Consider the following 13,824-nt stretch of genomic DNA (forward strand, 5'->3'; position numbering starts at 1 on the left):
CCCTTTCCCCCAGCATGGACAGGCAGAGGGGGCAGGGCGCAGGTAACAAGGGTAGCAAAATGGCAGATATCGGGGCCTATCTGAAAAAGCATACCGAAGCATTGGTTAAGGATGTCGGAATCGAAGCAGCGTGCGAGATCACCGGGAAATCCAAAGCCACGCTTGGCAGGTACTATTCAGACAACGCAGAACATTCTGACCGGTTCATGCCGGTGGATGCTGTTGCCCGGTTGGAAAACGCGGCTGCCTATCCGCACGTGACTGCGGCATTGGCGGATTTGAAGAATATCACGCTTTCTTACGATGGACGAAACTCGGACAGCCCACGTACGGGCGGGGTAAATTCCGATGTCATTGCGCTGAGCCAACGTTTTGCCATGCTGATGACGGAATACCAGTCGGCGATAGAAGATGGCATCATCACGGTGAACGAGGCGAAGCGGCTGCTGAAAGAAACCAGTATGCTGCAACAGGTTCTGATCGAAATGAAGCTGCATCTGGAAGAGGAAAGCGTCAGTTAAGGTGTCATGTCCCTGTACTGAATTGTTGTGAATGCGCAAAATAAAGGCGGCCCATGTGCCGCCTTTTTTGTTTGTCTGCCGGGCAGATTAATATTCAGCGTTCATCATTGTTGGCGTTCTTGCCGCGCCCGGGGCTTGCCCCCTCTGGTCCGTTGCCGCCACCGTTATTGCCTTTGGCACCGCCTTTGCCTGGCTTGTCACCACCGTCGTGGCCACCTTTACCACCGCCTTTGCCGGGCTTGTCACCACCGCCGTGACCGCCTTTACCACCGCCTTTGCCGGGCTTGTCACCACCGCCGTGACCGCCTTTGCCGCCGCCTTTGCCGGGTTTGTCACCTCCGCCGTGGCCACCTTTGCCACCGCCCTTACCGCCGCCATCGCCAGGACTGCTTCCACCATCACCCGGATCACCGTTGCCGCCGGAACTCCCGTCGCTGTTGCCTGAGCTACCGCCGCCGTTGCCCGAGCTTCGGTTTTCACTCGAGCCAACGGAATTGGAGGATGGATCTCTGCTGCGCTCTTCACCGGCATTGGTGTTGGAAATCGACGCAGTGGGCAGATCGCTCAACAACTGAGTCAGACCGGGGCATTGCGCCGAAGTGTTCTGCAGGATCGAAGCAAAATCAGAACGATTTTGCAGATGTGATACAAACCCTCGCGTTACCTGCGAACAGCTGCAGAGCGTGTCAAAATCGCCTTCATTGGCGGCAACACGCGCGGTGTTGACTGTACAGGTTTGCGGTTCTGCGATTGCCGCGCCGGTCGCCATGACCCCAATGAAAGGTGCGGCGACCAAGGCGGCCAGTCCAACGCGAGTATTATTTCCCATAACAGCGGGCTCCCATAACTACATCACTCGGATGCACAGGGCATCCGGGTTTCGATGTGTCGGTCAGAGATGAAGGAGCGGTTGAGCCCGTCTGAATAATTCTTGAGAAAGCGGTTTGGTCTTGCAGCGATTCCAGCAGCGCAGTTAAGGCGCGCGCTTATTGATACCGTTTGACGATCACAGAACCCACCGAATACCCGGCCCCGAACGAGCAAATCAGGCCCACATCGCCCGCATCCAGATCATCGGAATGCTTTGAGAAGGCGATAATCGACCCGGCGGATGAGGTATTGGCGTAGTCTTGCAGAATGTTGGGTTGCTCACCCGGTTCTGGCTCACGCCCCAGAACCTTCTTACCGATGAAGTCGTTCATCGTCTTGTTGGCCTGATGCAGCCAGAGGCGTTTTAGATCATCACTACTGATGCCCTCTGCCTCCATGTGGTCGCTGATATGTTTGCTGACCATGGGCAGGACCTCTTTGAACACCTTGCGACCATTCTGCATGAACTGCATGTCGCGGCGATCCACCAGACCATCGGGGCGCGAACGGCGGAGGAAGCCGTTGTTGTTGCGGATATTGTTGGAAAACGCAGTTGCGCACCGGGTCGATACTATCTCGAAATGTGGGCCTTGGGCGTCTTCGATCCGCTCGATCAGAGTAGCGGTCGCGACATCGCCAAATATGAAATGGCAATCCCGGTCGCGCCACTCAAGATGACCCGAGCAGATCTCGGGGTTGACGACCAGCGCCGCTCGGACCGAGCCCGAGCGCACCATATCCGCCGCCGCCTGAATGCCGAATGTGGCCGAGGAACAGGCCACGTTCATGTCAAACCCGAATCCGCTGATCCCCAATGCCTGCTGAATCTCGATGGCAATTGCAGGATAGGCACGTTCATGGTTCGAAGCGGCGCAGATCACCAAATCGACATCCTCGGCGCTGCGCCCCGCTTGTGCTAGCGCCTTAAGGCACGCATCCACCGCCATCTCGGTCATGATCCCAGGCTCGTCGTCGCTACGCTGGCGCAGCGCGGGATGCATGATCTCGGGGTTCAAAACACCGGTCTTGTCCATCACATACCGGTTCTCGATCCCTGAGGCCTTCAGGATGAACTCTTCCGAGGAATGCTGCATCGGTTCTATGTCGCCCGCTGCAATCGCATCCGCGTTTTCGACGTTCATCCGGTCGGCATAGGCATTGAACGCTTCCACCAGTTCAGCGTTGGTGATGATGTTTTCTGGTGTATAGACACCGGTCCCGGTGATGGCAGGAGTGTACATGGCTGGCCCTGAGTTCATGATCTGCACAAAATGCAGTCCCCATTAGTATTGATCAAGATGTGTTGACCCAAGGGAATGCATCGCCCCTCGCTTCATAACTTGAATAGTTCAAAATTCGAAGTATATTTCGCCGCGACTCGCACGGAAAAGATTCATGTCAGACGATATCAGCATGCGGTTAGGACGCCTCAGCCCTGAGATTCAGGCGATGATGGGGGTCTACGCGCTTTATTGGAAACTGGAAGAGAGCTTTGACAGCATCGAAACAGACCTGAGCCATCAGGAATGCCACATGCTAATCAAGCTCGATGTGCCCAAACGTATGGGAGTGCTGGCCGCAGATATGTTGACAGTGCCGTCAACGATTACGGCGACCGCCGATGCACTTGAACTGGCGGGGCACCTGACCCGACAGCGTGATCCCGAAGACCGTCGCGCCTGGCTTTTGGTGCTGACCGAACAGGGCGAAGAGGCCCGCAATATGCTGGTGGCCGTGGCAGGTGAGCTTTTCCACAACGCATCGGGTCTGAACACCGAAGAAACCGCCGAGTTCGCACGGCTGGCTCACAAAATCCGTGACAACATTCTGAAAACCGGAATTCCCGAGGGATTGACGAAATGAAACTCCTGACCTCTGTTTGCCTCGCACTGTCCTTGTTGACTGCGCCTGCCATGGCGCAAGAGCCTGCCAAGCCTGTGAAACTGATGCAGGTAAGCGAAACCTCTCCCGGCTTTTCGCGCCAATTCTTTGGTCGGATCGCCGCTCGTCAGACCGTTGATCTGGCGTTTCAGGTCGCAGGGCAGATCGTTGAGATGCCTGTGACCGAAGGCTTTGTAATCCCAAAGGGTGAGTTGATTGCCCGCCTCGATCAGGAACCGTTCGAACTGCAGCGCGACCGGACGCGCTTGCAAAAAGATCAGGCGGATCGAACACTCGCCCGCCTGTCGCGTCTGCGTGGAACCGCAGCCAGCCAGGTTGCCGTCGATGATGCGGAAACAGCTGCGCAATTGGCTGCGATTGCTGTTCGAGATGCAGAATATGAACTGGAGCATGCGACGCTGACCGCTCCGTTCGACGCGCTGGTTTCAAGCCGTGCAGTTGAGGCGTTTACAACTGTTTCTGCGGGTACTCCGATCGTGCGGATTCACGATATGTCTGAACTGCGTATCGAGGTGGATGTGCCCGAAATCCTATTTCAGCGGTCCGGACAGCAGGACGACATCACGATTACTGCCAAGTTCCCTGTCAGCGATGAGATCTTTCCGCTGGAAATAAGGGAATTCGATGCTGAATCCTCAAGCGTGGGGCAGACCTTTCGCATCCAGTTCGGTTTGACACCGCCCGAGGGATTGCAGATTCTTCCCGGTTCCTCCGTGACCGTCACGGTGCAGGTGCAGGATGAACGCACCGGGATCATCATCCCGCCAACGGCTGTAGTTGCTGATGCCAGCGGCGCGCTGGGCGTTTTGGTCTTCTCGCCGGCTGGCGCCGACGAAGGCACCGTCCGCCGGGTTCCCGTGACTGTTGAACCTACGCAGAGCGGCGATGTCCGCGTACTCACCGGCTTGACGGATGGAGACGAAATCGTCGTTGCCGGTGGGGGTGCATTGTCCGATGGTCAAACTGTCCGCCGCTTTGTCGGCTTCTCGAACTGAGGGCGGTTTCATGAGCATCGCACGCGCTTCGATCGACCGGCCTCTCTATACGTGGCTGTTCATCCTGATTGCCCTGTTCGGCGGCATTTGGGGTTTCACGTCGCTAGGTCGCCTTGAAGACCCGGCCTTCACCATCAAACAGGCGGTGATCGCCACGCAATATCCCGGTGCGACTGCCGAACAGGTGGCGCTGGAGGTGTCAGAACCGTTGGAATCTGCCATTCAGCAGATGGGCGAGGTGGATGTCATCACCTCGGTCAACCAGCCAGGACAGTCGCTGATCGAGGTTGAGATTAAATCCACCTATGACGGCAGTGAGTTGCCCGACATCTGGACCCGTCTGCGCGCCAAGGTGCGCGATGCAGCACGCGGTCTGCCTTCGGGCGTGGGTGCGCCTTATGTGAATGACGGGTTCGGGGATGTGTTTGGCCTGTTCTATGCCGTTACGGCAGACGGGTTTTCTGACGCCGAGAAGCACGAACTGGCGACCTTCCTTCGCCGCGAATTGCTGACGGTAAGCGGTGTTGCAGATGTCGAGGTTCAGGGCTTGCCGGATGAGGCGATCTTTATTGAGCCGGACCTGTCGATCTCGGTCAATCAGAACGTCCCGCTGCAGGCGATCAACGAAGCTATCGCAAACGCGGACTCGGTCAACGCCTCGGGTTCGCTGCGATCCAATAGTGACCGCACCACGATCTTGACGGCCGAGGGCTCGGACAGCGTGTCGGCGATCGCCGGCCTGTCGGTTGGATCGCAGGGGCAGGTGATCAACCTGTTTGATATGTCAGATGTCTATCGCGGGCGGCAGAATGATCCCGATATCATGATCCGATTCAACGGCGCTGAAGCTTTCACGCTGGGTATCGCTGGGCTGGCCACTGAAAACATCGTCGAAGTCGGGCAGCGTGCAGATGCCAAACTGGCCGAACTGGATTCCGAAATCCCCTTTGGTGTCGAAATCCTGCCCATCTATCAGCAGCATGTTGTTGTCGATGAGGCCTCTAACGCCTTCCTGCTGAACCTCGCCATGTCAGTCAGCATCGTGGTCGCGGTTCTGGGCATTTTCATGGGCTGGCGTGCGGCCATCGTCGTGGGTTCCACACTGTTGCTGACCGTTGTGGGTACTTTGCTCTTCATGTCGATGTTCTCGATCGAGATGGAACGGATCTCGCTGGGCGCTCTGATCATCGCCATGGGGATGCTGGTCGACAACGCCATCGTGGTGGCCGAAGGAATGCAGATTTCGATGTTGCGGGGAAAATCCTCGCGCGATGCTGCGGAAGAGGTTGCGTCAAAAACGCAGATCCCACTTCTGGGCGCGACGGTGATCGGGATCATGGCTTTCGCCGGGATCGGGCTCAGTCCTGACGCGACCGGGGAATTCCTGTTCTCGTTATTTGCCGTGATCGGCATTTCACTACTGCTGAGCTGGGTTCTGGCCATCACGGTGACACCTTTGCTTGGGCACTATTTCTTCAAGCAGGGCAAAGAGGGTGAGGTGGATGCCTATGGCGGCATCCTGTTCCGCGTCTACGGTGCAATCCTGAACTGGGCGCTTCGGTTCCGATGGCTGGTAGTGGCCGGGTTGATCGGGGTCACAGTCGTCTGTTTTGCGGGCTTTGGACTGATGAAACAGCAATTCTTCCCAAACTCGAACACGCCGTTGTTCTTCGTGCACTACAAGCTGCCACAAGGCACGCCGATCGCCCGCACGGCGCAAGATATGGCCGTATTCGAGGACTGGCTGGCCGAACGTGATGACGTCGTCTCGGTTGCCACATTCGTCGGGCAGGGTGCCACGCGGTTCATGTTGACCTACGCTGCCGAGAAGCCAAACCCAAGCTATGGACATATGATCATCCGCACCGAGGCTTTGGACGACATTCCTGCCTTGCAAGCCGATCTTGAGGAGTTCGGTTCAGCCCAGTTCCCCGAAGGCGAGTTCCGCACCAAACGCCTGATTTTTGGTCCCGGTGGCGGCGATCCAATCCAGGCTCGGTTCTCGGGTAGTGATCCGGTTGTTCTGCGTCAACTGGCCGAAGAAGCGGTACAGCGCATGTCAGCCGCATCTCCGAATGCGCTACATGTGCATCACGACTGGCGTGAGCAGGAATTGGCCGTGCAGCCGATCTATGCCACGGAGCGCGCCCAAACAGCAGGCGTATCGCGCGAAGACATTGCGGCTACGTTGCAGTTTTCGACCGATGGCATCACGGGCGGCGTTTTGCGCGAGCGCGACCGCCAGATCCCGATCATCTTGCGCCGTCCAGCGGATGGGGACTATTCGATCGTCGATCAGGTGGTTTACTCCGATCAGTCGGAACGTTTCGTTCCAATCGAGCAGATGGTGGATGGCTTCGACTACAAGGCGCTCAATACGTTGGTTCACCGCCGTGACCGGGTGTTGACCATCACGGTTGGAGCGGACATCCCCCCTGACATGACCGCCGCGCAGGTCCACTCCGAAGTACGCAGTGCCATTGAAGCGATGGAACTGCCGATCGGCTATCGTATGGAATGGGGGGGCGAGTTCGAGGATTCAGGCGATGCGCAGGCCAGCCTTGGGCGGCAGTTGCCGCTGAGCTTGCTGATTATGGTGTTGATTTCCGTATTGCTGTTCAATGCAATCCGGCAACCGGTCATTATCTGGCTACTGGTCCCGATGTCCGTAAATGGCGTGGTTATCGGTCTGCTTGGAACAGGCCTGCCCTTCACCTTCACAGCGCTATTGGGGCTGTTAAGTCTGTCAGGGATGCTGATCAAGAACGGCATCGTACTGGTCGAAGAAATCGATCTGGTCCGCGCTACTGGTAAAGCCCTGCGTCCTGCGATTGTTGAGGCCTCTGTCTCGCGTCTGCGCCCGGTAATGTTGGCGGCGATCACGACGATTCTGGGGATGGCACCGCTTCTGACGGATGCGTTCTTTGTGTCCATGGCAGTCACGATCATGGGCGGTCTGGCCTTTGCCACGATCCTGACCATGGTTGCCGCACCTGTCTTCTACATGTTGTTTTTCAACCGTGAGGAAAAGCGACGTCTGGCTGCTGGTTGATCATCCGCCCGAATCCTCCTTTGGATCATAATGGTAGTAAAAACAGGATAGCTTGTTGCCATCGGGGTCGCGCAGATAGGCCACATAGAATCCGGGCTCGTAATGAGGTCGGACGCCCGGTTTGCCTTCATCCGTGCCGCCGTTTTCCAGACCCGTGGCATGGAAATGCCGAACCTGATCGGCACTTCTGGCAGGAAAGGCGATCATCGTGCCATTGCCGGTACTGGCGGGGGCTCCATCAAAAGGTCTGCAGATCCAAAAGCCGGTCCCGCTGTCGGGGTCGGTACCCCATCCGGCCCAACCGTCGATCCATCCGGGCAGGCGTGGCTGACCAAGAACTGCGAAGATCGCATCATAAAAGCGGATGGCCCGAGGCAGGTCGTTGCTTCCGTATGTGGTGTAGAGGTCCATGAGCACTCCTTCCCCGCCCATCATGTGGGCGATGGGCAAGGAGGGGAAGAAAAAAGACCCCGGCCGAGGCCGGGGTCCATTCATTCATACCGTTGCCGGGGCTTAGCCCTGCAGCGATTTCACCTCAACATCGCCTTCGGCCTGCGCCTTGATCGCCAGCGCGGCGGCATAGCTTGCTGCGGCTGTGGTGTAATAGGGGATCTTGTCATACAGCGCGATCGACCGGATTGATCGGCTGTCTTCCACCGCCTGTGCGCCTTCGGTCGAGTTCATGACCAGCTGCACGCCGCCGTCCTTCATCAGGTCGGTCACATCCGGGCGGCCTTCGTACACTTTGTTGACCACGCCGCACGGCACACTTTCTTCAGTCAGCCAGGCTTGTGTGCCGCGGGTCGCAACAAGCTCAAAGCCTTGCTCAACCAGAACACGCGCTGCTTCGAGCATATCCGGCCCTTTGTCAGCATCCTTGATCGAGATAAACGCACGACCTGCGCTGGGCAGCACCATACCGGCCCCCATTTGTGCTTTCAGGAAAGCGCGCGGGAAGTCGCGATCCCAGCCCATGACTTCTCCGGTCGAACGCATTTCAGGGCCCAGGATGGTGTCAACGCCGGGGAAGCGGGCGAAAGGCAAAACGGCTTCTTTTACCGAGAACCACGGCATGTCGGGGTCGGCCAGCGTCATCTGGTCAGCGATTTTGGTGTCATCGACAGTTTTGTAAGGGGGGCGTTTCGGGAAATTCGCCAGTTTCTCACCGGCCATCACACGCGCAGCGATAGAGGCAATCGCGCTGTCAGTGGCTTTGGCCACAAAAGGCACGGTGCGGCTGGCACGAGGGTTGACCTCAATCAGGTAAATCTCGTCATCCTTGATGGCGAACTGCACGTTCATCAGGCCGACGACATTCAGCGCCTTGGCCAGCTTGAACGCCTGATCCTTAATCTGTTCGATGATCTCTTTCGACAGCGAATAAGGCGGCAGCGAACAGGCCGAGTCGCCCGAGTGAACGCCCGCTTCTTCGATGTGCTGCATGATGCCTGCAACATGCACGTCGTTACCGTCGCACAGCGCGTCCACGTCCAGTTCGACCGCACCGGCCAGATAGCTGTCCAGAAGAACCGGGCTGTCGCCCGAGACCACTACGGCCTCATTGATGTAGCGGCGTAGCTGATCCATATCGCGCACGATTTCCATCGCGCGGCCGCCCAGAACATAGGAGGGGCGGATGACCAGCGGGAAGCCGATATCTTCGGCAATCTCCAGCGCCTTTTCGTCGGTCGAGGCGATGCCGTTCTTGGGCTGCTTCAGGCCCAGTTCATTGACCAGCGCCTGGAAACGCTCACGATCTTCGGCGAGGTCGATCGCGTCGGGCGTGGTACCGAGGATCGGGATACCTTCAGCCTCCAACGCATTGGCCAGTTTCAGCGGGGTCTGCCCGCCAAACTGAACGATCACTCCATGCAGCGTACCGGCTTCCTGTTCCTTCGTCAGTATTTCCATGACGTGTTCGAAGGTCAGCGGCTCGAAATACAAACGGTCCGAGGTGTCATAGTCCGTTGAGACCGTCTCGGGGTTGCAGTTGACCATGATGGTCTCATATCCGGCTTCGGTCAGCGCGAAACAGGCGTGGCAGCAGCAGTAATCGAACTCGATGCCCTGGCCGATCCGGTTCGGACCACCACCAAGGATGACGACCTTTTTGCGGTCGCTTGGACGTGCCTCGCATTCGACCTCACCCATCATCGGGGCTTCGTAGGTCGAATACATATAGGGGGTCTGCGCCTCGAACTCAGCCGCACAGGTGTCGATGCGTTTGAAGACGGCGTTCACACCCAGATTGCGGCGGGCGCGGCGGACGTTGTCTTCGTCACGGCCGGTCAGATTGCCCAGACGCGCGTCGGTGAAGCCCAGCATTTTCAGCCTGCGGATACCGTCTTCGGTTACCGGCAAGCCGTCTTTACGCACGGTGCGCTCGGCCTCGATGATCTCGCGAATGCGGGCCAGGAACCACGGGTCGAACTTGGTGACGCCGAAAATCTCATCGTCGGTCAGGCCGTGACGCATGGCCTGCGCGATTGTGCGCAGACGATCGGGGGTCTGCTGGCTGATCGCCTTGATCACGGCGGCCTTGTCGTCGGCTTCTTCCCAGACTCCGACGTTCAGACCGGGGATTTCGATCTCATCAAAGCCTGTCAGACCCGACTCCATCGAGGCCAGAGCCTTTTGCATCGATTCGTGAATGGTGCGGCCGATGGACATGGCCTCACCCACCGACTTCATCGCGGTGGTCAGGTAGGGTTCGGAACCGGGGAATTTCTCAAAGGCAAATTTCGGGATCTTGGTGACAACATAGTCGATGGTCGGCTCGAACGAGGCCGGGGTGACCTTGGTGATGTCATTGTCTAGCTCGTCCAGCGTGTATCCTACAGCCAGTTTCGCGGCGATCTTGGCAATCGGGAAACCGGTCGCCTTCGAGGCCAGCGCAGAAGAGCGGGACACACGCGGGTTCATCTCGATCACGACCATGCGGCCATCAACCGGGTTGATCGCCCATTGCACGTTCGAGCCGCCGGTTTCGACGCCGATTTCGCGCAGCACGGCAATCGAGTGATTGCGCATGATCTGGTATTCTTTGTCGGTCAGCGTCAGGGCAGGGGCCACGGTGATCGAGTCACCTGTGTGCACGCCCATCGGATCAACGTTCTCGATTGAGCAGACAATGATGGCGTTGTCAGCGGTGTCGCGCACCACCTCCATCTCGTATTCTTTCCACCCCAGAAGACTTTCATCGATCAGGATCTGACCGACGGGGGACGCATCCATACCCGAGCGGCAAATATGGATATAATCCTCGCGGTTATATGCGACACCGCCGCCGGTGCCGCCCAGCGTAAAGGCGGGGCGGATGATGGCGGGCAGACCAACTGTTTCGAGGGTTTCAAGCGCCAGTGCCACACCGGCGTCGAGATCTTTCTTGCCGTTCTCATCCTTGGGGGCCGTCACGATCTCGGCCTTGGGGTTTTCGATGCCCAACCTATCCATCGCCTCGCGGAACAGGGCGCGGTCTTCGGCCATTTCGATCGCGTCGCGCTTGGCGCCGATCATCTCGACGTTGAACTTATCCAGCACGCCCATCTCTTCCAGCGCCAGCGAGGTGTTCAGGCCGGTCTGTCCGCCCATAGTGGGCAGTAGGGCATCGGGGCGTTCTTTTTCGATGATCTTGGCGACAACTTCGGGCGTGATCGGCTCGATATAGGTCGCATCGGCTAGCCCCGGGTCGGTCATGATCGTTGCAGGGTTCGAGTTCACCAGAATGACCCGATAGCCTTCCTCGCGCAGCGCCTTACACGCCTGAGCGCCGGAATAGTCGAACTCGCAGGCCTGACCGATAACAATGGGGCCTGCCCCGATGATCATGATCGACTGGATGTCGGTTCTTCTCGGCATGGCTTGGCCCCTTCAATTGTCCGCGAGTCAGGGCACCGCCCCAGCGCCCAAATTGTCCTGCGTTATAGGGACCGCGCGAAAAGGTGCAAGAGGTATCGGAAACGGGTTTGAAATTGCCGCTTTCCCCTCTTTCCCTTGGCGCGCTATTCTCTATACCGCGCAGCACGGCAAATGAGGATGCAATTGCGTATTCGTTTCGATCAAGGACCTGCCGGTCGCGGAACCCGGTTTGAGCGTCCGTTCCGGATTATCCGCGCGGATAACGCGGCAGAGGTGCCCCAGGCTCTGGCGGCGCTGGATCAGGCGCGTGCGGATGGGGCCTGGCTGGCAGGGTACGCAAGTTATGAGCTGGGCTACGTGCTAGAACCACGTCTGGCAGACCGGCTGCCAGAAGGACGACGCCTGCCACTACTGTGTTTCGGTGTGTTTGACGCACCGGATCGCGTTGGACTGCCAAAGGCGTCGGGCAGTGTCACTGCGTTTCAGCCCCGCTGGGACGAGGCGCGATATACGCAGGCCTTTCGTACGGTGCATGAGGCGATTGGTGCGGGTGACATTTATCAGGCAAATCTGACCTTCCCAATTGATCTCGATGTAACCGGAGACAGCGTCGCGCTTTATGCGGCGCTTGCGGCTGGTCAACCCGTCGGCCACGGCGCCTTGGTTGAGCAGGAGGGGCTGCCTGATCTGCTGAGCCGTTCGCCGGAACTTTTTTTCCGAACCGACGCCGAGGGCAAGATCGAAACGCGCCCGATGAAGGGAACGCAACCGCGCAGTGAGGACCCGGTCGAAGACGAGCGTCGACGCGCTTTTCTGTCTTCGGATGAAAAGAACCGGGCCGAAAATCTGATGATCGTCGATCTGCTGCGCAACGATATTAGCCGGGTCGCGCTGGCCGGATCGGTGAAAGTACCCGAGCTGTTCAAGGTTGAGACCTATGCGACTGTCCATCAGATGGTCTCGCTTGTGCAGGCGCAGTTACACCTTGGCGTAGGCCTTTCTGATATTCTGACCGCCCTGTTCCCGTGCGGATCAATCACCGGAGCGCCAAAGATTCGCGCGATGGAGATCCTGTCCGAACTGGAACCTTGGCCTCGCGAAGTTTATTGCGGAACCATCGGTTGGGCGGCCCCGGACGGTCGGTCGGAATTCAACGTGGCCATCCGGACCCTCATGGTTGAAGGTGGCAAGGCGACCCTTAACGTAGGCGGCGGGCTGGTCTGGGACAGCACCGCGCCATCGGAATATGAGGAGGCGCTATGGAAAGCCCGCTTCGCCCACCAACTGAGCCTGATTTCCGTCTGATCGAAACTTTGGCCTACAGGCCGGGGCAGGGGTTCGTCAGGCTTGATCGTCATTTGGCCCGCATGGCGCGCACAGCACAGAAGTTCGGCATTGATTTTGACCGAACCGCCGCTTGGACGATTTTGGATGCGAGTTTGGGTGAGATTGCATTGCGCTGCCGTTTGACCTTGGACGCGGATGGCAAATTTGAACTGACGTCCGGAGAATTGGCTGCCAATCCGTCCGTCTGGCGTGTGGATTTGGCCAAACAGAGACTATCATCATCGGATATCTGGCTGGGTTACAAAACGACCCGACGGGCCGTCTATGACATGGCGCGGGCGGGCTTGCCGCTAAGTGTTGATGAGCTTTTGTTTTTGAACGAACGGGATGAGCTTTGCGAGGGAACTATCACGAACCTGTTCCTGACCATGCCCGACGGCAGACGACTGACGCCCTCACTGCGATGCGGATTGCTTCCCGGGGTTTTGCGCGAGGAATTGTTGGATAATAAAGAAGTTACCGAATCCGTTCTGACCTTGACCGATCTAAAAAACGCGCAATCTATCCACTGTGGAAATTCCCTTCGGGGGCTGATCCGTGCGGAGCTTGTGGCACCTTGAGCAAAAATACCGAATGGGTGGAGACCCCTGTTACCAACTCACGCCTCAGGATTGAGTTTGTGCTCTTCTTTGTGGCGGTTCCCATAGCCATCGCGACAATGTTCCCGCCAAACTGGATGTTCCCCTCGCTTTTTGCGTTTACCGGACTGGGCATACTGCTGCTGCAAGATACGCCCGGTTTTTCCTGGGCGGAGCTTCGGTATGGCTGGCGAAACTGGTCGTGGACCGAAGTCTTTGTATTTACCCTGTTCATGGCTGCCTTCTGTTCCGCCCTGGTGCTGTGGGCGCGACCGGATGCAGCCTTTGTTTTGCTGCTGCATCGGCCAGAGATGTTGATATTCATCTGTATCGGCTACCCGTTGTTGTCCGCTCTGCCACAAGAGCTGCTTTTCCGCTCTCTCTTTTTCCGACGCTATCACGCGATCCTACCTGAAGGGCGGGCCGCATACCTTTTGAACGCTGGCCTGTTTTCGCTTGCGCACCTCATGTACTGGAGCTGGGTCGTAGCCATCATGACTTTCGTCGGAGGCCTCCTGTTCACCTGGGCCTACCGCAAGCGCGGATCATTCTTTTATGCAGTTCTTCTGCACGCAATTGCCGGTAATATTATCTTTGCGGCAGGGCTGGGCGTCTATTTCTACTCGGGCAACGTGCAAAGGCCGTTTTGACGGCGCGACCCGCCTTGACTTTCCAAGCCTGACGGGGTGTATCGGCGCGAC

At 57.9% G+C, this 13,824-nt stretch carries 11 protein-coding genes; 7 read left to right on the top strand and 4 right to left on the bottom strand.

Translation table 11 applies throughout. The features are described from left to right. The first annotated feature begins 59 nt into the window (after positions 1–59). On the top strand, positions 60–521 hold the full coding sequence (locus ACR0DE_RS06760; protein WP_170392365.1) for a hypothetical protein: 462 nt from the start codon (positions 60–62) through the stop codon (positions 519–521). Between the two features lie 94 nt (positions 522–615). Here the strand turns inward: ACR0DE_RS06760 and ACR0DE_RS06765 are convergent, their stop codons facing one another. Then, positions 616–1,350 (bottom strand): hypothetical protein, encoded by a 735-nt coding sequence (locus tag ACR0DE_RS06765; RefSeq protein ID WP_480752373.1) that lies wholly within the window; start codon positions 1,348–1,350, stop codon positions 616–618. A gap of 157 nt (positions 1,351–1,507) precedes the next feature. Continuing rightward, complete coding sequence (locus tag ACR0DE_RS06770; RefSeq protein ID WP_480752374.1) at positions 1,508–2,632, bottom strand: beta-ketoacyl-ACP synthase III; 1,125 nt, start codon at positions 2,630–2,632, stop codon at positions 1,508–1,510. A 154-nt stretch (positions 2,633–2,786) separates the two neighbouring features. On the opposite strand from ACR0DE_RS06770, the gene ACR0DE_RS06775 reads away from it, so the two are divergent. From ACR0DE_RS06775 to ACR0DE_RS06785, 3 genes are read left to right on the top strand one after another with little or no spacing between them, the layout of a single operon-like run. Further along, positions 2,787–3,254 (top strand): MarR family transcriptional regulator, encoded by a 468-nt coding sequence (locus ACR0DE_RS06775; RefSeq protein WP_170564090.1) that lies wholly within the window; start codon positions 2,787–2,789, stop codon positions 3,252–3,254. After that, on the top strand, positions 3,251–4,288 hold the full coding sequence (locus ACR0DE_RS06780) for an efflux RND transporter periplasmic adaptor subunit (RefSeq protein WP_170564087.1): 1,038 nt from the start codon (positions 3,251–3,253) through the stop codon (positions 4,286–4,288). The genes ACR0DE_RS06775 and ACR0DE_RS06780 overlap by 4 nt, the downstream gene beginning before the upstream one ends. 10 nt (positions 4,289–4,298) lie before the next feature. Then, on the top strand, positions 4,299–7,340 hold the full coding sequence (locus ACR0DE_RS06785) for an efflux RND transporter permease subunit (RefSeq protein ID WP_480752375.1): 3,042 nt from the start codon (positions 4,299–4,301) through the stop codon (positions 7,338–7,340). On the opposite strand, the gene ACR0DE_RS06790 is transcribed toward ACR0DE_RS06785, so the two are convergent. Further along, positions 7,341–7,751, bottom strand: coding sequence for a VOC family protein (locus tag ACR0DE_RS06790; protein ID WP_170512511.1), 411 nt, complete (start codon positions 7,749–7,751; stop codon positions 7,341–7,343). It lies immediately after the preceding gene. Positions 7,752–7,853: 102 nt separating this feature from the next. Beyond that, a complete protein-coding gene (carB, locus tag ACR0DE_RS06795) occupies positions 7,854–11,198 on the bottom strand; it encodes a carbamoyl-phosphate synthase large subunit (protein ID WP_480752376.1) in 3,345 nt (1,114 codons plus the stop codon). 177 nt (positions 11,199–11,375) lie between these two features. Here carB and ACR0DE_RS06800 point away from each other — a divergent pair, with 177 nt between their 5' ends. From ACR0DE_RS06800 to ACR0DE_RS06810, 3 genes are read left to right on the top strand one after another with little or no spacing between them, the layout of a single operon-like run. Beyond that, on the top strand, positions 11,376–12,503 hold the full coding sequence (locus ACR0DE_RS06800; protein ID WP_480752576.1) for an aminodeoxychorismate synthase component I: 1,128 nt from the start codon (positions 11,376–11,378) through the stop codon (positions 12,501–12,503). Continuing rightward, on the top strand, positions 12,458–13,105 hold the full coding sequence (locus ACR0DE_RS06805) for an aminotransferase class IV family protein (RefSeq protein ID WP_170625209.1): 648 nt from the start codon (positions 12,458–12,460) through the stop codon (positions 13,103–13,105). Before ACR0DE_RS06800 ends, ACR0DE_RS06805 begins: the two co-directional genes overlap by 46 nt. Then, complete coding sequence (locus ACR0DE_RS06810; RefSeq protein WP_480752377.1) at positions 13,102–13,773, top strand: CPBP family intramembrane glutamic endopeptidase; 672 nt, start codon at positions 13,102–13,104, stop codon at positions 13,771–13,773. Before ACR0DE_RS06805 ends, ACR0DE_RS06810 begins: the two co-directional genes overlap by 4 nt. The last annotated feature ends 51 nt before the right edge of the window (positions 13,774–13,824 follow it).

The sequence above is a fragment of the Ruegeria sp. C10 genome, assembly GCF_056537805.1.